Source organism: Streptomyces thermodiastaticus (assembly GCF_014656135.1).
GTDB classification, from domain to species: Bacteria; Actinomycetota; Actinomycetes; order Streptomycetales; family Streptomycetaceae; genus Streptomyces; species Streptomyces thermodiastaticus.
In genome coordinates, this window is sequence record NZ_BNBV01000040.1 from 20,703 (window position 1) to 42,453 (window position 21,751).

A 21,751-nucleotide genomic window follows, 5' to 3' on the forward strand; every position below is an offset into this window, starting at 1 on the left:
CCGGGAGGTGTCAAGGGTCCATCCGCTGTGTGAGAAGATGAGCGCCATGCCACGCCCCCGGAATCAAGCAGCCCGCCGTGCGCAGCTGGTGGAGGCGGCGGCACACACCGTGGTGGAACGCGGACTGACCAACGCGCGACTGCGGGACATAGCGGCGCGTGCCGGCGTCACACCGGCCTCGGTCCTGTACTACTACGCAGATGTCAATGAACTGTTGGCGGCGGTGTTCGAGCAGGGCACGGAGACCTATGTGCTGCGCCGCCGGACGGCCGTCGAGGCGTGCGCCGGTTCCTGGGACCGGCTCGCGGCGTGCATCGCCTCCGGTGTCCCGTACCCGGGCGAGGCCGAGACGGCCAGCCGCCTGCTGTACGAGCTGCTGCCGGTGGCCTTCCGCAACGAGGCGGCCGGTGAACGGCAGCGGACCTTCCTCGTCCAGCAGACCGAACTGTACCGGCGGGTGCTGCAGGAAGGCGAGGACAGCGGCGACTTCCGCCTGACCGCCCCGGCCGGCTTCCTGGCACGCGGCTTCGTGGCCCTGGAGGACGGCTACGGCATCGACGTCCTGTCGGGTGCCGCCACCGCCCAGGACATCGAGGAACGCCTGCTGCACCACGCGCGCCTGGTCACCGGGGGCGCCGGCAGCGTGTGATCCGGCCGGGCTCCCGGCGGCGGGCCCGGCGCTCCCCGCTGCCGCCATGTGTGCGCGCCGCCCGTCACCCGCCCCGCCCCCGGCACCGGCTGATCCTCGTGCACCAGGCGCCGGCCGAAGCGTGCGCCGCGACGCGGCCACGACCGGAGCTGCCCCCGCCGCCCCTGCCCGGCCACGCGGACGACCTCGACGAGAAAGTCCGGTGCACCCACCGCACCGGTACCCCGGCACCTGCCCCGAACTGTCCGCAGCACCGGTTGCCCTGCCGCGGTGCTGCGCCGTGTGGGGTACCGGGTGGGGTCACCCACACGTGCGTATTGCGTTGGTAAACGTCCACCGGATCGGTAAGTGGAGCGTACCGTTCAAGGTGTTGGCGGTTCCGGATGCGTGCAGGAACGCCGCCGTCGACCGCGTGCGACCGCCGTGTCCGGTAACCGGACACGTCCGCCTGCGGATTTCCGCTTCACTGAAGTGAAGGATTTCTCGGCAGGCGCTCCCCTCAACCATGACCGGTGGATCCAGTCGGCCTACCCGGCGGTTCCGCCCCGCGCCAGAACGGCAAGCCCATGACCCGAATCCCCGCGCTGGACCCTGACTGGACCCCTGAAGCCGTCGTCTTCGACTGCGACGGCACCCTGATCGACTCCGAGCAGCACTGGCAGCGAGCCCGTGCGATCGTGCTGCGTGCCTTCGGCCACGCCCCCGACGAGGAGTTCGCGCAACGCGCCAAGGGCCTGCACTACCGGGACTGCGGCGCCCTGATGGCCGAACTCGTCGGCGCCCCCGAGCACGCCGAGGACATGACGCAGCAACTGCTCAGCGCCTTCCGCTCCCTGGTGGCCCGTGAGCCGGTGACCACACCCGGCGCCCGGGAACTGGTGTGGACGCTGCAGCGGGTCGCACCGCTGGCCGTGGCCAGCAACTGCCCCGAGGACGTCGTCCGGTTCTCCCTCGAGTCGGTGGACTTGCTCAAGTACGTCCGGCACATCGTCGTCCCGGACGACTCCATCCGTCCCAAACCGCACCCCGACACCTACGCGGAAGCCGTGCGCCGCCTCGGCGTCCCCGGCAGCAACGCCCTGGCCGTCGAGGACTCGGTCAACGGGATGAAGGCCGCGGTGGCCGCGGGCCTGCGGGTCGTCGGACTGGGACCGCGCCCCGCGACGCAGGACGCCGCCCTCGCCGACCTGTGGGTGGACTCGCTCGACGACCCGGCCCTGATGGACTGGGCGGCAAGCCGCCCCACGTCCCGGCCCGGCCGCCCCGAGACCCGGGCGGGCGACACGGCCGACGCGAAGGTTCCCAGGCCCGGCGGCCCCACCCGCCAGGATCCGGCGGGCGCTTCCTGACGCACCTGCGTCGCACCCGCGTCGCATCCGCGTCGCACCCGTGCGCTGCCCTCGGCGGCACGGCGGTGTTCCCCGCGGCAGGGAACCCGCCGGGCGTCGGCGTCCGGTGCGGGGGAGGAGCACGCGGGGGAGGAGCACGCAGGGAGGGAGAAAGGCGCGATGCCCCGCTGCGAGACGGGCCGGACGGTTGTGCGCGGACGTGGCGCGGCACACCACCGATGTCCTGCCGTGGCAGCCGCCGGTGCGCTCGGCGCAGGGTGTCCGGCAGGAGGCTCGTCCGCCAAGGCGGCATGACGCGTGCGGAAACAGCGGATGACGACTGCGGAAACACGCGAGTCGCCGGTGCCGACGGCCGCACGGACACGCCGAGACCTCGTCCGGTTGCGCGTTGCCGCGCCCCGCGCATCCGGGGGGCGGGGCGCACGTTGCCGGCCTTCTCCGTGTCGCATGTTCCCCGCGCACGCGGCTTGCTCCGCTCGTCACCATGGTGGTGCGAGCGGAGCACACGTGCTCCCCGCGCATGCGGCACGGCTCGGGCCCGCCCCCGCGCGCAAGCACGACGAGCCGGTGCTCCTGGCGCAGGTGTCGGCGGTCCAGGCGCGTGCTCGGCGGGTGTGCGCACCTCCGGCCGCCGGCCGAGGGTGCACGGCCACGCAAGCCGCCCCGGTCCCGGCCGGGACGCCGATGGGCCCACGTTCTGGCCGAAGGACCCGCAGGTTCTGGGCGACTCGGACACGTTTCACGGCGATACGTGCAAACCGTCGCAGGGCGGCATACGTCACCTCCGGACGAGCCGGCCGCGACCGGCCGTGACCGCCATGTCGGGCCTCGGCACACCTCGGCGCACCGAGGCGTTGTCTTGCGCCCGCCTCGCAGCGCCGGAACCGGGCATGGCACAGGCCGGTCGGACCCTTCTCCGGACATCCGAGCGCACGTCGCACAGTTGATTCAGGCACTCCGCGAGGCGCCTGACGTGCGGCGCACCGGACACCCCGGGTATGTGGCATGCGGGCACACCGGGCGGTCGGTCTGTGGCCGTTCGGGCATCAGACAAGGCGTTCGACCGCCGGACGATGACCGGTTTCCCATCGAACTGGGGCTCGGATATTGACATTTGAGAGCGCTCTCGCTGTCATGTCCTCGCCGGATCTCGGCGGCCGGAAGCGATGCTCGACGATGGCGTCCGCAGTCTCCTGTTCCGTGTCCGCCCGCCGGCCAACCCCCCACGTTCACACGCCTTCCACGGAGGAGTCGTGCGCAGATTCCTGACCACGCTCGCGACGGCGGCCGCCGCAGCCCTGGTTGCAGTGGCGGCCCACACGGGCGCGTCGGCCCAGGCCGGTGAGGACACCGCCCGGGCGGCCGAGCGAGCCGTGCCGGCCGCGGCCGTGGCGATCGACCACACGGTCACATTCGTCAACAGCACCGGCCGGACGGTATGGGTCGGCAGCCAAGTCAACGCCGACGGCTCGAAGAACCTGTCCGGACTGCCCGTGCTGCAGCCGGGGCAGTCCGCCACCATCACCATCCCGGAGACGTCCGCGCCCGGCCACTGGCGCGGCAAGTTCTTCGCCCGCATGGGCTGCTCCGGCGCATCCGGCAGCACCTTCCACTGCGATCTGGGCGACTGCGGCAAGTACGCGGACCACTGCGAGACCGGTGAACAGCCCGTCAGCCTCGCGGAGTTCAACTTCGACAGCGCCGACGGCCTGGCGCCCTGGTACGACGTGAGCTACGTCAACGCCTTCTCGGTGCCCATCACCATCACGCCGGTCAACGCCGGCCCCGGCGGCGGTGGCTGCGGAGTCGTGGGATGCCCGGAGAACCTGCTGCCCTATTGTCCGCCCGAGAACCTCAGCCACTGGCCCGACGGCACGCCGAAGCTGTGCACGAACCCCAACCGGGACGCGAAGACCCCGTACAGCGACATGATCGCGACGCACTGCCCGAAGGCGTACGGCTGGTCGCGCGCGGACCAGGAGCCCGGCAACCAGGTGATGCAGCAGTGCAGCACCTGCTCCGGCTTCACCGTCGAGTTCCACGCCGGCGCATGACGGGAGGACGACGATGCGACGCATACGTCTGCTGACCGTCCTGCTGGCAGCTCTGGCCCTGTTCGGTGCGGGCGGCACCGCAGGAGCGGCCTCCGCCCCGCACGCCGCACAGGCGACGTCGCAGAGCGTCACGGACGACGTGAAGAAGAAGGGCGTCAGCGCCTGGAACTTCGACGGTGTCACCGATGCACTGCGCGACTCCCAGGTCGGCTGGTACTACGACTGGGCCACCGATCCGCAGGGCATCTCCACCCCGCCCGGAGTGGAGTTCGTCCCCATGATCTGGGGCTCCGGCGCCGTGAACGACGCCGACCTCGCCCGTGCCCGCGAAAGCGGCACCACCCTGCTCGGCTTCAACGAGCCCGACCTGCCCGGACAGGCCGACATGTCCGTCCAGCAGGCACTGGACCTGTGGCCCCGGCTGCAGGACACGGGAATGCGGCTCGGCGCGCCGGCCGTCGCCTACGGCGGTGACACCCCGGGCGGCTGGCTCGACCAGTTCATGCAGGGCGCCCAGTCCCGCGGCTACCGCGTCGACTTCATCCCCCTGCACTGGTACGGCGCCGACTTCGACCCGGCCCGCGCCACCGAGCAGCTGCGGTCGTACATCCAGGCCGTGTACGACCGGTACCACAAGCCGATCTGGCTGACCGAGTACGCCCTGATCGACTTCTCTTCCGGCACCCCGCGCTACCCCAGCCAGGAGCAGCAGGCCGAGTTCGTCCGGCAGTCCACGGCGATGCTCCAGCAGCAGTCCTACGTGGAGCGCTACGCCTGGTTCACCCTGTCCACCAGCCGTGGCGACGGCACGGGCCTGTACGACGGCGCGACGGCCAACACGGTGGGCGCCGCATACCGCTCCGCCGGCTGAGCACGACAACGCCGGCCGCGCCCCAACCGGGTGCGCACGATCCGAACCCACTCAGACCACAGCAAGGAGACGAGGAGATCCATGCGTCGTATGCGTCCCGCAGTCCGCGTCGGTGCGGCGGCAGCCGCCGTGTGTGCGATGGTGGCCGTCGCGGCTCCGGCCGGGGCCGCCGAGAGCGCGCCCGCGCGCCAGGCCGCCGAAACCTGCTGGGCCACCCACTACGGTCCCCAGCCGCCCGGTGCCCTGACCGCGAGCGGTGAGCTGTTCGACAACAACGCCGACACCGCGGCCACGTCCCTGACCCGCAACCCGCAGCTGCCGTTCGGCACCCTGGTGCGGGTCACCAACGTCGCCAACGGCGCCTCGCTGGTCGTCCGCATCAACGACCGCGGCACCTTCCAGCAGACGCCCGCGGAGCCGAAGTGCCTGGACCTGACCGACGGCGCGTTCAGCCGGCTCGGCGGTGTGCTCAACCCCGACCAGGGACACATCGTCGTGACCCAGGAGGTCCTCGGCTGAGACAGGCCGGTGATGTGACATGACGCCGCCCGGCGGGAGGAGCCCTGCTCCCGGCCCGCCGGGCGGTTCGCCGTCGTCCCGGAGACTCGACGGGGCCAGCAACCACATGCTTCCGCGTGCCCGCAGCCTCGTTCTCCGCGACGGGACGCATTCCGCCGCTCGGGAAGTGAGGAGAGCGGGTTGGTCACGCGGCTTCTTCGGCGGTCATCCGTTCTGCTTCCGCCCGGGCCGCCGCTTCCGGCCTGTCGCCCCGGTGCAGTCGTTCCGTCATGGTGAAGCCGGCACCGAGCAGGAGCACCGTGCACAGCACGGCCAGCCCCGGCGGGCGAAGGGTGTCGGTGAGCAGCCCCAGCACCGGGGCCAGTGCGGCGAGTCCGACGCCCGCAGTCGTGGTGACCACGCTCATGGCGCTCGCCTCACCCCAGCCGCCCAGATCGGCCATGACCTGGGCACGGAACCGCGGCAACAGGCGGGCCTGGCCCGCTTGCACCAGCACACCGGCCGCCAGAGCGGCCGCCGCATACGGCAGGACGAACAGCAAGGCGCCGGCCGCCGCCAGGACCACCGTGATCCGCAGATTCCAGGAGCCGGGCAGCAGACAGCCGACACCGGCCGCGGCCAGGGAGATCACCGCGGTCGCCGCGCCCGTCAGATGCTCGTCGATCCCCGAGGCGACCAGGTAGGCGGGGACCAGATAGAGAAGGACGGAGAAGGCCGTGCCGGTCAGGACCATCGCCAGCAGATCCAGCCGCAGCGACCGTGACTGCCGCAGCGCGGCTCGCAGATGCCGCAGCCAGGTGCGGGGCGTGAGCCGGTCCGCGGCGTCGGCGAAGGAGGCCCTCGCGTCCGGCAGCGTGCACAACAGCATCACGGCGATCGACTGCACGACGGCGGTGGCCAGGAAGGTGGTCGCGAAACCCTTCAGGGACAGCAGGCTGGCCAGTGCGAACACGGCCGCGTTCCAGCCGAGACTGGAGGACTGCAGGATCCGTTCGGCAAGTTCGAACCGTTCCGGCCGGCCGCCCTCGCGCAACAGCGCCCCGGCCAGACCCGCGTCGGCGCCCTGGGTCAGTGCCAGCGCCAGCGCGAACAACGGCTGCACCGACCAGAACACGGCTGGGTGAGCCGTGAAGGCGAGCAGCAGCGCCGCCGCCGCCTCCGCGCTCGCACCGACGATCAGTGCCTGCCGGGGGCCGATCCTGTCGGCGACCACGCCCACAGGGACGTCCACGATCACGACCAGCGCGGAGAAGAACGCCTCGACAGCGAGCAGGGTGCCCAGCGACACCCCGATGTCCCGCGCGTACAGGACGATGAACGGGACGAAGAAGTAGCTGCGCAGCAGCACGCGGGCGGCGAGCAGACGACGGTAGCCGCGCGGCCATCGTCGGTCCGGCAGGGGGCCGGAGGTCGTACCGGTCATCTCACGTCCTGCACAGCTCGGTTGCGTTCGCGCTGCCGTGCTCCGCCCGCACGAGCCGCGCCGGCTCCTCGCCGATCCGCTGGCAAGAGAACAGCACGGCTGCGCGGCGCACAAGACCTCATCGGTCCGCACTCCGGCGCCCGGAGGGCGCACGACGCCGTCGGCCTGCTGCTGCGGCGGAGGCACATACGGGGACGAGTGGTCCGGCAGCCTCCCTGTTCGCACGCACCGGACGACCGGCACAGCACGAAGCCCCCGCCGGCACTCGCTGACCGGCGGGGGCTGCACCGTCCTGCCCGTCCCGCCCCGTCGAGCCCGGCGCTGCGCAGCAGGGCCAGACACCGAAGGAGGAAAGCCGTGACGGTGGTCCTGCTGCGGATGCGCCACTGGGACCAGGGCGCCGCGGCGGGAGAGGAACGCAGGGGCGTCTTCGTGCAGCGCGGTGATGCTGACGTCGAACATGTCGGCCTTCTGGCTGGTGCACCACATGGGTGCACCAGGGCACGGCGAACCGGGTCGTCGCTGGTGCCGTGGCGCAGGTCGCTGTCCAGGGCCGTGCGCCATGCCCGCAGCTGCTCGGCACCGCCGCGCCGCGCAGCACCGCCCAGCCGCCGTAGGCGTGATGAACACCGGTCACCGTCACCGGCCCCCCTGTGCGGCAGACTGTTCCGCCACCGACAACGCCACAGGCAGGCGATGATCACGCCCGGCAGCCCGGTCGACAGCGCCGGGGCTCGCGACCGACTCGGCTGTCCGGAGACGACGCCCGGGACCTGCGCCGGCACGTATCACACCGGCGTCCTGCCGGGCGTGCGGATCACCGCCCGGGCGCGGCGGCTGCACGGTCCGCTGCTGTGAAGCGTCGTTCCCCTCGGCTGCTATGAAGCGTCGTTCTCCCCGGCGTCCTTCTCCCGGGCAGGAAGCGCCGGTCGGTCGCCGGCCCCGGGGAGGCCGTCGTCCAGGACGATGCGGATCGTCTCCCCATGGCCGCCGACGTCGGCGAGTGCGGCCCTGACGCGGTGGTAGCAGGTCACGGCCAGCGTCCAGTCGCCCTGGAGCGGAGCGGCGGTGCTGCGGGTGTTCCACAGCTCGATCAGCAGGGCGATGAGGGAGCGTCCGGACAGGACGGTCCGGATGCGGCCCTCACCGATGTCCTCCACGGAGGGCGGGGTGCGGAAGTGGCAGTGGTGGACGGCCAGGGCAGCGAGCCATTCCCAGGTGTCCCGGTGCGCGATCAGTTCGACGGAGGCGACGCCGGCGGCCTTCAGCAGCAGGACGCCGTGGGCGATCCGCGGGTCCTCCGCATCCCCGGAAGCCGCCGCGGCATCAGGCCCTTGGCCGGCGGACGGGCCCGCGCCCTTGTAGGCGGCCTCGATCGCGTTCTTCAACGCCAGGTCCTCGTCCGCGCTCCCGGTCTCGGTCCGCGGCCGGTCTTCGTCGTGCTCCATGGTTCCCCCCTGCGATGCGGTGCGGGACGAGGCGGACGGATGAGCCTCGGCCGAAGCGGTCGGGCCGTCGCCGGCCTGCGGCTCGGGCTCGGCCGGTGGCACGGCCGCCTGTGGCTGCGCCGGTGTGTCCTCACCGGGCCGGCCGCCTGCCCCCGGTGCCCAGGGGCGGAGACCGTCGACGAGGTCCGCGAGCTGCCGAAGCTCACCACGCGTCTCGTTCAGGTCGCGGTTCATCCGATCCTGGCGGTCGCGGATGTCCCGGTTCTCCTCACGCAGTCCGATGACGCCGGTCCGGATCTGCTCCAGGATCTTCGGGCGGCTCTCCACGAGGTCACTGTGCAGTGCTGCCACGCCGGCTTTCAGATCGTCCAGTGACTTGAGCTGCTCGTGGATCGTCTCCAGCTTCGTCTTCGCCTCGCCGAATGCGTCTTTCCACCCCACGTGACCCCCTGACTACTCCGAGTGTGCGACCGCCGCCCATACCTCCCCACGAAGGACCGACGTGATGCGACGGTTTTCAGCCCTTCCGGCCCTTCCCTGACCAGGGCCACGTTCGAGGCCGGTGAACGCTCTTCGTACGTGACGCAGACGGTGAACGTACGTCAGGTGTGCGGTTCGAGAGGTAGGGTGTCGCCGGGAGGTGTGTGGTGTCGGAGTTGTTCGATGCGGTCGACGCGCTGGTCGCGTCCCGCTCGCCGTTGCCGCCGGCGCCGGAGCGCAAGCGGCTGCGGCAGGCCCATGGGCTGACGCTGGAGGAAGTGGCCTCCGCGCTGAAGGTGCGCCGGGCCACGGTGTCCTCCTGGGAGTCGCTGAAGAAGCCGACCGAGCCGCGCGGCCCGGAGCGGGAGGCGTATGCGCGGCTGCTGAACAAGCTCGCCGAGCTCTACCCCGCTCCCGCGGCGCCGGCCCCGGCCGCGGCAGCGCCCGTCGGCGGCACCGGCGCACCCGGCCCCGCGGAGCCGCGGACCGTACCGGCGGTGCAGGCGTCCGAGACCGCGGCCACGACACCGCCCGCGACCTCACACGTTCCTGCCCCCGCTCCCGTCACCTCTCCGGAGCGTGTCTCTCGTCCGGCGCGCACCGACGGCCTCCCGCCGGCGTCGCGTCGCCCGAGTGCCGAGAAGCCGGCACCGGCCGACACCCCGGCGCACGGCACGGATCCGCGGTTCGCCAACGGCCCGCTCGCCGTGATCGGTGCCGACGCCGACGGCAACGTGCTCGCGTACTGCACCGGCGGCCTGGTCCTGGACGTGCCCGCCAGGACTCTCCCCTCGCTGGTGGAGTGGACGCTGAAGGAGGCGAGGCTGGGGCAGCCGAGACTGTCCGGGCCGGGCAGGGACGCCGACCCGCTGCTCGTGCTCACCGAGGCCGCCCTGCAGCGCTACGGCCTCCCGGCCACGCTCACCGACGAGGAACGGCTCGCCGGGCGCCTCCCCGACGATCACAAGGCCGTCAAGCAGCTGGCCCGCGCAGACTGGAAGCTGACGAAGCGCGGGTTCGGGCCGTGGGCCAGGATCTACCGCCCCGCGGCAGGCTCGGAGCGCCGGTGCGTGCAGTTGTGCATCCCGTCCTGGCACGCGCTCGACGCCCGCCACTGGGGCGACGCCGCACAGCTGCCACCGGCCGGACTCGCCCGCGTGCTGGGCGTGTACGCGTCCCGGGTGATGACGCCGTGCGGCTCGACCGCGGTGACGGGCCTGGAGCTGATGACCGCGCTGCACCCGCCGACCCGCGCCTCCCGGCCGGACGCCGACGGCAGACGGCACTCCGAGCCAAACCCCGGCAGCTTGGGGCCGGACCCGGTCGACCCGGCGCCGTGCGAGGCCCCCGACGGCCACCCCGTCCTGGCTCACCTGCCGCGCTTCCACGTCCGCGGCCCGGCGGAGAAGCTGTTCGAGGAGGCGTACGACTGGGCGCGGCCGATGACCGACGACGAATGCCACCACCGCTATCTGGTCGGCATCGACGTCAACATGGCGTTCGCCGCCGGAGCCAACGGGCTGACCGTCGGCCTGGGCGCCCCCACCCACGTGAAGAACCCCGAGTTCGACCCGAAACTGCCCGGCTCCTGGCTGGTCGACCTCTCCCACGTCGACCTGTCGAAGGTGAAGATCGGCAAGCAGTGGGTGGAACTGGACGGCAGTCTGCTGCCCTCCCCGTTCACACCGAAGGGAGACCGCCCCGACGGCCCCGCCTGGTACGCGACCCCGACCGTCGCCTACGCGGCCGAGCTGGGCTACGAGGTGCGCCCGGTCGAGGCCTACGTCCGCTACGACCACGGCCGCTACCTGGACGCCTGGTACCAGCGGCTGCGCGACGCCTACCTCGCCACGATGGCCGACCTCGGCGTCCGCGCCGACATGGACCCGGCCGACTTCCTCACCGCGATGGACGGCTACAAGGACCGCGACCCGGAACTGGCCCTCGTCGTCTCCGCGATCAAGGCCACGGTCAAGGGCGGCATCGGCAAGCTGCGCGAACGCCCCCGCGGCGAGGGCTGGCGGCCCGGCCGTCCATGGCGCGCCCTGTCCCGGCCCACCTGGCGGCCGGACATCCGCGCGGCCGTCATCTCCCGCACCCGGATCAACCTCCACCGCAAGATCCTCAAACACGCCGCGGCCACCGGACAGTACCCGGTCGCCGTCCTGTCCGACTGCGTCGTCTACGCCTGCGACAGCCCTACCCCGCTGGACCTCCTCCACCCGGGCGGCGCGCCGGTGCCCGGCGGGTTCAAGCTCGGCGTCAACCCCGGACTGGTCAAACACGAAGGCACCCAGACGGTGCTGTGGGGCGAAGAGGTCCGCGAGCACTTCGACGCTCCGGAACTCAACCTCGCCCGCTACATCAAGGACGGCACCGTCACCGACGCCGACGGCGGAGAGTAGGAGCAGCCGACGATGGGCCTGTTCGACGACGGTCTCGACGCTGCCGTGCGCAAGGCGTTCACCCGCCCGGTACCGAAGAGCGCACCCGCGCAGATGCGCTACCTGGTCAGGCAGCTGAAGGGCACCCGGGCGGTCGCCGAGCTGCTGCGGATCTCCCAGCGCACCGTCGAACGCTACGTCAAGGACCAGATCCGCACACCCCGCCCCGACCTCGCCGCCCGCCTGGAGCGCGAGGTGACGAAGCGCTGGCAACCGCGGGTGCGGGCACGCGCCCGGCAGCAGGCGGCCACGACCGGCGGGATCGTCATCGACACCCGCGCCCGCATCGGCTACACCGCCCCCATCGGCACCACCGACGACGCCCGCCTCCGTCACCTGACCGTCGCCCTCCCGCCCCGGTTCGCCGCCCGCCTGTTCGATGCCCAGGAGGCCGGGGCCGGGGAGCGGCAGTTGCAGCAGATCGCCGCCGAGGGCCTGAAGGAGGTCTACTTCCAGGACGACGGCCGCCGCGCCGGCAGCCTGGAGGAGGTCCGGTTCACCGACGTCGAGCACGTCGAGTTCGAGCTGTAGCAGCGGGCTGCTTGTGGACACCTGTCCCGGCATGGACTCGGCGCCGGCCGCCTACGAGCGTGACCGGCGCTCGCGCACCCGGCTCACCGCCTGCCGCTCCCACCGGACCGGCATCGCCGCCCATCGGCGTGCGGCACCGGCCACCGCCGTGCGCGACCTGATGCTCCGCCTCACACCATGCTCGGCCGTCCCGGACGCGCTCGGTCCGAGTCTCGGCCGGCAGCCGCCCGGCGACGACGCCGCAGCCGGCTGAGCACCGACGCGCCGCCGGAAGGACCGGCCGGGCGGCGCAGTGCGCGGATCCCGCCCGCCCGGCCGGGCCTTCCGGCGGCGTGCGTCAGACCGAGGACGACCCCCGGGATCCGGCCCTCGCGCCGGTCGACCGGCGGGTGCGCTACCGGGGAACGGCCCGGCGGACGGCGCGGCGGAGACGAGTGCAGCGGGAGACAGGGAGCTACGCGCTTCCTGCAGCTGGTTCTCGCAGGTGGCCTGGCTGTTTCCGGGCGGCGAGGCCGAGTCTGGCGAAGCCGTCGGCGAGGGCGGTGCCCGGTCGAGCGAGTCGCCGTGCGTCGCGTGTCCTCCCCGGCGTTCCTGGCCTTTGCTCAGGCGTTTGCCGGGTGCCGGAGTCCGGCGAGCGCCGCGTCGAGGATCGGCTGCCGGTACTCCGGCGTGCCCGGGATCTTCGCGACGGCGATGACGAGATCGAGGATCTGGCCGAGGTCGAGGTCCTCGGCGATCTGGTGCGCCTCCTTCGCGGCGGTGAGCAGCGGCTGCCCGGCCGCCAGGAACCGGCCCCGGGTCTGGAAGACGGGGTCGTTCGTGTCGGTGTGCTCGAGCAGCCCGAGGACCACGGGCCGTTTGGCGGTGACGTACCGGAAGAACCGGCGCAGCCAGTTCATCAGCCGTTCCTGAGGGCTCGTGCCCTCGACCGTCGCGGCGGCGGCACACACCTCGTCGACCTCTTCGGCCAGGAGGGCCTCCAGGAGCTCGTGGCGGGTCGCGAAGTTGCGGTACAGGGTCGCCGAGCCGACCCCGGCCCGCCGGGCGATCTCGTTCATCGACGTTGCGGCCCCGTTCTCGGCGAACGCGGCGCGCGCCGCCTCGATGATCCGCCGGCGGTTGCGGGCGGCGTCGGCTCTTCTCGGCGTCGGGTGGTCGGCCATACGTGTGTCCTCGGCTGTCCTTGCACAAGTGGGGAGGGTCCCCATATCGTGATGCGGGGAACCTCCCCGTTTCCGTCGTCGACTCTATCGAGTCTGGCCAAGGATGCGCCATGAGCACTGCTGACACCCCCGGGCCTGCTTCCATGACAGGCCTGCCACGTCCTGTCCACCGCCGACTGGTGCTGGCGATCTGCTGCCTGAGCGTGGGCGTGACCGGCATCAACCTCACCATCGTGAACGTCGCGCTCCCGTCCATCGGCAAGGACCTGCACGCCTCGGTCAGCAGCCTGCAGTGGACCGTCTCCGCCTACTCCCTGGTGACGGCCTGTCTGCTCCTGCTCTCCGGAGCGACGGCCGACCGCTTCGGCCGCAAGCGGATCTTCCAGCTCGGGTTGGCGCTGTTCGCCCTCGGTTCCCTGCTGGCCGGCCTGGCGCCCGGCGTCGGCTGGCTGATCGCGTTCGTCTGCGTGCAGGCGGTGGGCGGCTCGATGCTCAACCCGGTCGCGATGTCGATCATCGCCGGCGTCTTCACCGACCGCGCGGAGCGGGCCCGTGCGATCGGGGTGTGGGGATCGGTCATCGGCATCACGATGGCGGTCGGGCCCGTGCTCGGAGGCCTGCTGGTCGACGGCATCGGCTGGCGGGCGGTGTTCTGGGTCAGCGTCCCGGTCGGCATCGTCGCTCTGGTGCTCACCCAGAGATACGTTCCCGGGTCCAGGGCCGCCCGGGCGCGCGCGTTCGACCTGCCGGGCCAGGTGCTGGTCGTCGCCCTGTTCGCCTCGGTCGTCGCCACGACGATCGAGGGCCCCGGCCAGGGCTGGACGAGCCCGTGGATCATCGCGCTCGTCGTCCTCGCCGTCCTGGCGCTCGCCGGGACACTCGTCGTCGAACCCCGGCGGCCCGAGCCACTGATCGACCTACGCTGGTTCCGCAGCCCGCCGTTCTCCGGCGCGAACCTGATCTCCCTGGTGATGACGGCCGGTCTCGGCGGATTCCTGTTCGTCAACACCCTCTACCTGCAGGACATCAGAGGCTTCAGCCCCCTGCACGCCGGACTGCTGATCATCCCGATGGCCGCGGGCCAGGCCCTCGCCGCGAACCTGTCCGCACGGCTGCTCGCACACGGCGCCGACCGGCTCCCCCTCGTCCTGGGCGGCGCGCTCCTGGCCACGGGCGCCTTCCTCCTCGTCCCCCTGACCACGCACACCGGGACCGGCTGCCTGCTGGCCGCGTACGCCGTCTTCGGCCTCGGCGCCGGCACGATCGCTCCGGTGGTCAACCACACCGCCGTATCCGGACTGCCACCCGACCAGGTCGGCGTCGCCGGCGCGCTCGCGGCCAGCGCCCGCCAGTTCGGCAGCAGCATCGGCGTCGCCGTCACCGGCTCCGTCGTGGCCGTCACCGGCTCCGGCTTCGTCCGCTCGAGCCACACCCCGTTCGGTCTCCTCGGGGCCTGCGGCATCGTCGTGGTCGCGCTCGGCGTTTTGTCCACCAGTACCTGGGCCGAGAACACCGCGGCCCGCAACGGCCGGCGCCTCGCTGCCGCACCGGCCCCCGAACCCTTCACAGGCACCACAGCCCCGGCACACCCCGCACCCGCGCAACGACCCGCAGACCCCTCCGGGGCGAGGCACGAGTGAGGCACCGCCGGCCACCACCGGCACCCCACCGCCCCGTCACCCGCAACCGACACCGGACCCTCCGCATCCGGCCGCCGACCCCCCACCGCCACCCCACACGGACGCCGATCGTCCAGTCACACCGGGAGCCGCTCCCATGACACCAACCGACACCACCCAGCCCCCCGACCAGCCGTTCCCCCTCGCCCGCAGCTGCCCGTTCACCGAACCCGAGCCGTACACGCGGCTGCGCGAGCAGCAACCCGTCAGCAAGGTCCGCCTGCGCGGCGGCGAACAGGCCTGGTGGGTCTCCGGGTACGCCGAAGCCCGGGCGGTCCTCGCCGACCGCCGGTTCTCCTCGGACCGCCGGAAGGACGGTTACCCGAACCCCAACGGCGACCCCCGGTTCCGCGAACGGTTCCGCACCCAGCCACCGCCGATGGTCAGCCTGGACGGCACCGAACACGCGGCGGTCCGGCGGTCGGTGCTCGGCGAGTTCACCCTCAAACGCCTGTCCGCGCTCCGCCCCCGCATCCAGCAGATCGTCGACAGATTCATCGACGAGATGCTGGCCTGCGACTCCCGCCCCGTCGACCTGGTGCAGGCACTGTCCCTGCCGGTGCCGTCGCTGGTGATCTGCGAACTGCTCGGCGTGCCCTACGAGGACCACGACTGCTTCCAGAGCCGCACGGCCGCGATGACCCGCCGGACCGTACCTCCGGCCGAACGGCTCCGAGCCTTCGACGAACTGCAGGCCTGTCTCGCCGCCCTGCTGACCCGTAAGGAATCCGAACCGGGCGACGACCTGCTCAGCCGGCAGATCGCCCAGCAGCGCGAGCAGGGCGCCGTCGACCACGCACGGCTGCTGAGCACGGCCACCGGACTGCTCGTCGCCGGCCACGAGACCACCGCGAACATGATCACCCTCGGCGTCCTGGCCCTGCTGGAGCACCCCGGCCAACGGGCCCTGCTCACCGAGGACCCGGGCAGCACACCCGCGGCGGTCGAAGAACTCCTGCGCTTTTTCTCCATAGGCGACACCGTCATCGCACGGGTCGCGACCGAGGACGTCCGGGTCGGCGGGGTCACCATCAAGGCGAACGAGGGCGTCATCGTCTCCGTCCTGTCCGCCAACCGGGACCCCGCGGCCTTCGACGACCCCGCCGAACTGAATCCGACACGCGCAGCCCGCCACCACATCTCCTTCGGCTACGGCCCCCACCAGTGCCTCGGCCAGAACCTGGCCCGCCTCGAGCTGCGGATCGTGTTCGACACACTGTTCCGCCGCATCCCCGGCCTGCGGCTGGCCGTGCCGGTGGACGAGATCCCCTTCAAGACCGATGCCACCGTCTACGGCGCCCACGAGCTGCCGGTCACCTGGTGAGGAGAACGACATGCGGATCGAAGCCGACACCGAAACGTGCGTCGGATCCGGGCGGTGCGTCCTGACCGAACCGGCCGTGTTCGACCAGGACGACGACGGCATCGTGGTGCTGCTCACCGACCGGCCCGCCGGCCGGGCCGCCGCCCGGGCACGCCAGGCAGCAAGCCTGTGCCCGTCCCGCGCCCTGCGGCTCATGGAACCCTGAGCCGCAACCGGCGCCCGGCCCCGACCGGGCCGGCCGGGGCCGGGCGGGGCCGGACAACGATCCGGACTGCGAGCCGGGCGACGAGCCGGACACGATCCGGACGAGGCGCACTCCCACCCCGGCACCGGACGGCACACCCCCCGAGACGGCGAACGCCGACAGCCTGCCCGCATCACAGAACGGACGGGCCGGCTGACCGGCCGCTCTCCGCTTCACCGAACTCCCGTGAGCCGAACCGCCCGCCTTCACCCGGCCGACGCAACCACGACGGCCCACCCGGTATAGGCAAAGTTGACAAGCACCTCCACGGCCGCACCCACCACCCCGCGAACACGACGCGGCCGCGCAGCCACGGCCCGGACCAGCCCATCGATATGCGCAACCACGAACACCGAGATCAGCACCGCGGCGATCCCCCCGCCCGCCGCTCGGCTCCCCGGCACGAGAAGCAGAACACCGTCAGCCACCAGCGCGACCCCGCCCACGGCGACGAGCAGCCGTGCCCGCCCCAGCCAGACAGGAACCAACCGGCGGACATAGTCCGGGCGCACGAAGTGCGCGCCGCCATTGACGATCAGGAAGGCCGCCAGGGCGACGGCCGCAAGAGCATGCATGCCATGACGGTGCCGCCGACCCGGGCGTGGACGCTTGAACGAACCGATCGCCGGCTCCACTTCACATACGGCCCCGCGGCGACGATGTTCGCCGAGTCCGGCCCTTTCCGGGTACGCCACCACCAGCACCCGGCGTGGAAGATCGTGCTCGCGCCCGCCGGTGGTGCCGAGGTCGGCTACGACGGCCACCGCACCGTCGCCGCGTCCGGCGTGATCGTGCCGCCCCAGCTGGCACACACACCTGTACCGTCTCGTCGGCTTACGTCGCCCTCTTCCTGGACCCGTGGGCGCTGGCGCCCGGCACCGGCCCGGTCTGCCTGGACGAGACCGAGACCCGCCGCGTGCTCGCGGCCCTCGGCCGTCCCGGCCCCGGCGCCGACCTGGACGCGGCCCGTGCCGAGATCACGGCTCTCACCACAGCGGGCGCCCCGCTCGATCCCAGGGTCGCCCACGCGGTGCGGGAGACCACCCGCACCGGGTCCACCGCCACGATCGGCATGGCCGCCGCCCAAGTCGGGTACTCCCCGCCCCGGTTGCGCACCCTCGTCCGCGACCGGGTGGGGATCCCGCTCGCCCGGCTGCGCCTGTGGGCCAGGCTGCGCACAGCCATGGCCGGCCTGCCGGCCGAGTCCGCGGCGGCCGCGGCCGCTTCCGCGGGCTTCGCCGACCAGGCACACTTCACCCGCACAGCGCGAACCCTCACCGGCCGCACCCCGTCGGAGATCCTCCGCCCGCCGACGGCCGGCGCCCCGGCGTAGCCCCGCCGGCCGGCCGACCGAGATCGTGTCCGACGACGCGTGCCTGCAGGCACCCATCGGCCACTCCCTGCGAATCGCGACCACGCGGCAGCTCCCGCAGTGCAGCGGCGCAAAGGACCGCGAAGGCGCCGCAGGAGCGGGAGGTCCGGTGCCCGGCTGCAGCAGCCGTCAGGCCGGGCACCGGCATGCCAGGGTCATCGCGGCCGAGACCGCTCGCCGTCTGCCGCCGGAGACGGACGGCAGACGGCACTGCCGTCAGCGACAGCGTTCACACGGACCACCGAGGCGGCCGGCGTCCCCGGAAGATCCGGCGCGGTAGCCTCTGGCCCATGCCTGAGTCTTCGGTGGCGCACTTCTACGACGAACTGGCCGACGACTACCACCTGATCTACTCGGACTGGGACGCAGGCATGCGCCGGCAGGGCGACGCCCTCGACGCCCTCATCGGCCGGGACCGTGCCGAGGTGCTCGACTGCTCCTGCGGCATCGGCACCCAGGCCATCGGCCTGGCGCTGCACGGGCACCGCGTCACCGGCACCGATCTCAGCCATCGCGCCGCCGCCCGCGCCGGCCGTGAGGCCGCCCGTCGAAGCCTCGGCCTGAGCACGGCAGTCGCCGACATGCGACGCCTGCCGTTTCCCGACGGCCGGTTCGACGTCGTCGTCTGCGCCGACAACTCGCTGCCCCACCTGCTGACGGAGCAGGACGTGCACGCCGCCCTGGCCGAGATGCGCCGTGTGCTGCGCCCCGGCGGCCTGCTGCTGGTCAGCACACGCCCCTACGACGATCTGCTGCGCGACCACCCCGTTTCGACGCCTGTGCACGTCCACCGGAGCGCCGACGGCGGGGAACGCACCGTCACATTCCAGCTCTGGCACTGGCATGACGACGGTGAGCACTACGACCTGGAGCACTTCCAGCTCCGTCCGGCAGGCGGGCAATGGCGCGTCAAGGTCCGCCGGACCGCCTACTGGGCTCTCACAAAGGACCGGTTGGCCGGCCTCGCAGCAAAGGCCGGTTTTCCCGGCGCCCGGTGGCGGATGCCGCAGGAGACAGGCTTCTTCCAGCCGCTGCTCGTGGCCCGCGCCGGCGAGCAGACGCTTGCCTCTCCGGCTCGGCCTCGGCCGTGAGGGCAGCGGTCGTGCCCGGACCGGCAGGTGTCAGCCGTCCCTGGCAGGTTGCTCGGCTCGTGCCCGCCTGCCGGCCAGGCGGTGGGAGTCGGTGCCGGTTGCGATGATGGTGCGCGTTGAAGGCCAGGCGGTCGGCGATGGCCGCACAGAGGCGGGGGCCGGTGAAGGTTCTGGTCCAGCCGCCGATGCGTTGACGGACGTCGGAGTGGGTGCCGTGGCCGGGGCGGTGGCTGATGCCGCATGTTCGGCGACTGCCGCCTGCACGTTGACCGCCGGCGCGACGGTGTGCGCTCTGGCGGGAACACCTGGCACACGGTGACCGGAAGGCAGGCGAAGCATGGAACTCGTGAAGCCAGACATCATCGTCCCCACCCGTAACTGGAATACCCCGTCCGGGGAAGAGGAAGTCTACGGCCAAGCAGCGACGTCGCTCGGTGACGTGACCCTTCGGCGAGTGCCATCCTCGCGTTTGGATGCAGTATCAAAGGCGGAAGGGCACGAGCGCTGGTATCTGCTGATTCCTGGCGGTCATCGGATGGAAACCGATCCTGTCGGAGTTCCTTACTTTGCTTCAGAACACATCCTCAAGCAGGGAACTTCTGGAACATACAACGGGACAGCCTTCGGGATCCAGGCTTCTTCAGCGTTCCGTCGCAGCCGCAGACTCGTATCCATAGACGCTTTGGGGATGGCATGAGACCAAAAGGGTTCCACGTACATCTCCTGAGCATGGCGAGCGAGTCGCAGTGAGCCGAGGCGAGGCTTGGTGGATCATCAAGGTGTGCCCGGAGGTCGTCCTCAGTGCGTGCCTTTTCAAGGGGGCAGAGATGATGCACTTCATGCGTACGCCGCTACTGCGTCAGCTATGAGTCCGAAGCCACTGAGCGGCCACTGACTCAGGCGCCGGCTGCCCAAGGGCGTCAGTCACCACCGCTCGACGCAGTGCCGGGGGGGTAACAGGGCTTGCTCGAATGGGTGTTCTGCAAGTCCCGGCCGAAGACGAGCCCGCGTTCGCCGGCTTCGGCTCGATCGCGCTCGTCCATATGCTGGCGCCGACCGTCCGTAGCACGGCAGAGGATCCCGAGGCGGCCATCGGGCTCACCGAGATGCCGCCCGGCCTGGGCGAGACCTGGCTGCAGGACCGCTCCGGTGCCCGCTGCACCCCGGAAGCTGCGCACCGTGGCCGTCGACCCGTACCGCACACCGCACCAGCAGGAGAGCCGACCCATGCCCGACCCGACCGAGCTGCCCGGACCCGCCGCCACCGTCGGCCGCATTCGGGACCGGCTGGCGCGGCTGCCCGGCATCACCGGCATCGCGCTCGGCGGCTCCCGCGCCCGCGGCGTGGCCCGCCCCGACTCCGACCTCGACATCGGCCTCTACTACGACCCGGCCGCCCGCCCCGGCTTCGGCCTCGTCCTCGCCGCCGCCGCGGACCTGGACGACCGCGGCACACCGGCCGGTCACGGCAGCTACGGCGCGTGGGGGCCGTGGATCAACGGAGGGGTGTGGCTGACCGTGGACGGCATCAAGACCGACATTCTGCTGCGCGACCACGACCGGGTCGAGACGGTGGTGCGGGAGGCCTCCGAGGGCAGGATCACCGTCGACTACCAGCCCGGCCACCCGCACGGCTTCGTCTCCACCATCTACGCCGGCGAGGTCCGCCACAACGTTGTGCTGTACGACCCCAAGGGCCGGCTCGCGGCGCTGCGGGCCCTGGTCGACCCGTATCCGGCGGTGCTGCTGGACGCGGTGCGGGCACGGTTCGGCTGGGAGGCCGGCTTCTCCCTGGACAACGCCGCCTTCCCGGCCCGCCGGGGCGACCTCACCCAGGTCACCGGGCTGCTGTACCGGACCGTGGCCTGCATGAACCAGGTGGTCTTCGCCTACAACGGCCGCTTGGTGCTCAACGAGAAGGGCGCGCTGGCCGAGGCCGCCGCCCTGCCCCGTACCCCGGACCGCTACCGGGAGCGAGTCGAAGCCGCTCTCACCGGGCTGTCCCCCGAACCGCGTGTGCTGCGCGCGGCCGTCGACGGGCTGCGGGAGGTCCACGACGAGCTGTCGTCCTGGACCGGGCCCCGGTGAGCGACCCGCACCACAAGGCGGCGTTCCTGCCCGGCGGACAGGGGCATCCGGCGGGCGGCGGGCCCGGTGGACGGACCGGGCTGGGGCGGCAGGGGTGGCATGCGTCGTCGTTCCCGTCCAGGCCGGTTCCCCTGCCGGGCCGGTTCCGGTGCGGGGCCGGGGCCGGTGCGGGGGTGCGCAGCGGGCGGGACGTCAGGGCGAGCAGCCCGGTCCCCGCAACCGCGACCGCGGTCGCGCACACGGTGACGGCGAGGGGGACGCCGGCCAGCCCGCGAGCGTGCCGAGGACGTTGTTCATGGCCAGGAGCGGCAGGCTGTGCACGAGACCGGGTGTGCGCGCTGTCAGCCGAGGACTGTGGTCAGGATCAGTTGCATGAGGACGAGGTGGGCCGGCAGGGAGAAGGGAACGGCGGTCAGGGGGGTCCATGCGCGGTCTGTGCGGGTGCGGCCCATGAGCAGCGGCACGGCGACCGCAAGGGCGAGGCAGGCCCATGCCTGGGGGGTGTGGTGCGGGAGGCAGGCGTAGTGGACGCCCTCCGTGCCGAAGACGCCTGCGAGGGCGGCCAGGCCGATGACGCGGTGGCGCGGGTGCTGCCTCGCCACCGGGAGCCCGCCACCCCGAAGAGGGGGCCGGCGGCGAACGCCATGCCGAGCCGGACGAGGGGAGCGAGCAGAGAGACCATGCCGCCGCGCTCGACCTCCGCATAGCCGTAGTAGCCGACGACGAGACCGGACTCGGCGAGCAGGCCCGCGACGGCGGCTGCGGGCAGGCCGGCGTGACGGGCCACCCGGGCGCCTGCGGCGAACGCGGCGACGCACCGGACCGCTCCGGAGTTGGCGATCTGATTCCAGGCCCCCGGTAGCCAGCCTCGAGATCGTCGTTGTGCCCGGGCTGCCCGGCGGCCGTCGCCTGGCGTATCGCTTCGGCGGGGACGTGCACTGAGCGTTTTCAACGTGGTCACCGATCGGGTGAGGGTATCTGTGTCCGCAACGCACGAGGCCCCCGTGCCGTTGAGGGAGGTG

19 protein-coding genes and 2 pseudogenes are annotated in these 21,751 nt (G+C 72.2%); 15 read left to right on the forward strand and 6 right to left on the reverse strand.

Annotated elements, in window-relative coordinates; translation table 11 throughout:
• The first annotated feature begins 46 nt into the window (after positions 1-46).
• The 5 genes from IE286_RS25070 (at position 47) to IE286_RS25090 (ending at position 5,442) form a co-directional block, all read left to right on the forward strand.
• Positions 47-649 (forward strand): TetR/AcrR family transcriptional regulator, encoded by a 603-nt coding sequence (locus IE286_RS25070; RefSeq protein ID WP_189799045.1) that lies wholly within the window; start codon positions 47-49, stop codon positions 647-649.
• Positions 650-1,215: 566 nt separating this feature from the next.
• Positions 1,216-1,998, forward strand: a complete 783-nt coding sequence (locus IE286_RS25075; RefSeq protein ID WP_189799046.1) for an HAD family hydrolase — start codon at positions 1,216-1,218, stop codon at positions 1,996-1,998.
• 1,253 nt (positions 1,999-3,251) lie between these two features.
• Entirely contained in the window at positions 3,252-4,052 is an 801-nt protein-coding gene (locus IE286_RS25080; RefSeq protein WP_229863681.1) for a thaumatin family protein, read from the forward strand.
• Between the two features lie 13 nt (positions 4,053-4,065).
• A complete protein-coding gene (locus IE286_RS25085) occupies positions 4,066-4,923 on the forward strand; it encodes a glycoside hydrolase family protein (protein WP_189799048.1) in 858 nt (285 codons plus the stop codon).
• A 90-nt stretch (positions 4,924-5,013) separates the two neighbouring features.
• Entirely contained in the window at positions 5,014-5,442 is a 429-nt protein-coding gene (locus IE286_RS25090; RefSeq protein ID WP_229863684.1) for a septal ring lytic transglycosylase RlpA family protein, read from the forward strand.
• A gap of 184 nt (positions 5,443-5,626) precedes the next feature.
• On the opposite strand, the gene IE286_RS25095 is transcribed toward IE286_RS25090, so the two are convergent.
• The gene (locus IE286_RS25095; protein WP_189799049.1) at positions 5,627-6,865 is read right to left on the reverse strand and encodes an MFS transporter; all 1,239 of its coding nucleotides are present in this window, start codon (positions 6,863-6,865) and stop codon (positions 5,627-5,629) included.
• An 878-nt stretch (positions 6,866-7,743) separates the two neighbouring features.
• The gene (locus tag IE286_RS25100; protein WP_189799050.1) at positions 7,744-8,754 is read right to left on the reverse strand and encodes a hypothetical protein; all 1,011 of its coding nucleotides are present in this window, start codon (positions 8,752-8,754) and stop codon (positions 7,744-7,746) included.
• A gap of 206 nt (positions 8,755-8,960) precedes the next feature.
• Here IE286_RS25100 and tap point away from each other — a divergent pair, with 206 nt between their 5' ends.
• From tap to IE286_RS25115, 3 genes are read left to right on the forward strand one after another with little or no spacing between them, the layout of a single operon-like run.
• Complete coding sequence (gene tap, locus IE286_RS25105; protein WP_189799051.1) at positions 8,961-11,198, forward strand: telomere-associated protein Tap; 2,238 nt, start codon at positions 8,961-8,963, stop codon at positions 11,196-11,198.
• A 12-nt stretch (positions 11,199-11,210) separates the two neighbouring features.
• Entirely contained in the window at positions 11,211-11,768 is a 558-nt protein-coding gene (gene tpg, locus IE286_RS25110) for a telomere-protecting terminal protein Tpg (RefSeq protein WP_189799052.1), read from the forward strand.
• Between the two features lie 31 nt (positions 11,769-11,799).
• Complete coding sequence (locus tag IE286_RS25115; protein WP_189799053.1) at positions 11,800-12,021, forward strand: hypothetical protein; 222 nt, start codon at positions 11,800-11,802, stop codon at positions 12,019-12,021.
• A 349-nt stretch (positions 12,022-12,370) separates the two neighbouring features.
• Here the strand turns inward: IE286_RS25115 and IE286_RS25120 are convergent, their stop codons facing one another.
• The gene (locus tag IE286_RS25120) at positions 12,371-12,931 is read right to left on the reverse strand and encodes a TetR/AcrR family transcriptional regulator (RefSeq protein WP_189799054.1); all 561 of its coding nucleotides are present in this window, start codon (positions 12,929-12,931) and stop codon (positions 12,371-12,373) included.
• 110 nt (positions 12,932-13,041) lie between these two features.
• Between IE286_RS25120 and IE286_RS25125 the strand changes: the two genes are divergently transcribed.
• From IE286_RS25125 to IE286_RS25135, 3 genes are all read left to right on the forward strand, one after another.
• Positions 13,042-14,571 carry an MFS transporter gene (locus IE286_RS25125; protein ID WP_229863686.1) on the forward strand — a complete coding sequence of 510 codons (1,530 nt, stop codon included), beginning with the start codon at positions 13,042-13,044 and terminating at the stop codon, positions 14,569-14,571.
• Between the two features lie 136 nt (positions 14,572-14,707).
• Positions 14,708-15,934: a cytochrome P450 gene (locus tag IE286_RS25130; protein ID WP_189799055.1), complete on the forward strand. Its 1,227-nt coding sequence runs from the start codon at positions 14,708-14,710 to the stop codon at positions 15,932-15,934.
• 10 nt (positions 15,935-15,944) lie between these two features.
• Complete coding sequence (locus IE286_RS25135; protein ID WP_189799056.1) at positions 15,945-16,139, forward strand: ferredoxin; 195 nt, start codon at positions 15,945-15,947, stop codon at positions 16,137-16,139.
• A 245-nt stretch (positions 16,140-16,384) separates the two neighbouring features.
• Here the strand turns inward: IE286_RS25135 and IE286_RS25140 are convergent, their stop codons facing one another.
• On the reverse strand, positions 16,385-16,942 hold the full coding sequence (locus IE286_RS25140; protein ID WP_189799057.1) for a DoxX-related protein: 558 nt from the start codon (positions 16,940-16,942) through the stop codon (positions 16,385-16,387).
• Positions 16,943-17,094: 152 nt separating this feature from the next.
• Between IE286_RS25140 and IE286_RS27500 the strand changes: the two genes are divergently transcribed.
• Positions 17,095-17,511: a helix-turn-helix domain-containing protein gene (locus IE286_RS27500; protein WP_229863700.1), complete on the forward strand. Its 417-nt coding sequence runs from the start codon at positions 17,095-17,097 to the stop codon at positions 17,509-17,511.
• A gap of 329 nt (positions 17,512-17,840) precedes the next feature.
• Positions 17,841-18,641: a class I SAM-dependent methyltransferase gene (locus tag IE286_RS25150; protein ID WP_189799058.1), complete on the forward strand. Its 801-nt coding sequence runs from the start codon at positions 17,841-17,843 to the stop codon at positions 18,639-18,641.
• A gap of 30 nt (positions 18,642-18,671) precedes the next feature.
• Here IE286_RS25150 and IE286_RS27505 read toward each other — a convergent pair.
• A pseudogene (locus IE286_RS27505) lies at positions 18,672-18,834 on the reverse strand (ATP-binding protein); the annotation flags it as partial.
• 144 nt (positions 18,835-18,978) lie between these two features.
• On the opposite strand from IE286_RS27505, the gene IE286_RS25155 reads away from it, so the two are divergent.
• Together IE286_RS25155 and IE286_RS25160 are read left to right on the forward strand one after the other, a co-directional pair.
• On the forward strand, positions 18,979-19,338 hold the full coding sequence (locus IE286_RS25155) for a hypothetical protein (protein ID WP_189799059.1): 360 nt from the start codon (positions 18,979-18,981) through the stop codon (positions 19,336-19,338).
• 452 nt (positions 19,339-19,790) lie between these two features.
• Positions 19,791-20,729, forward strand: a complete 939-nt coding sequence (locus IE286_RS25160; protein WP_189799060.1) for a nucleotidyltransferase domain-containing protein — start codon at positions 19,791-19,793, stop codon at positions 20,727-20,729.
• 341 nt (positions 20,730-21,070) lie between these two features.
• Here the strand turns inward: IE286_RS25160 and IE286_RS28050 are convergent.
• Positions 21,071-21,690, reverse strand: a pseudogene (locus IE286_RS28050) (DUF6518 family protein).
• Between the last annotated feature and the right edge of the window lie 61 nt (positions 21,691-21,751).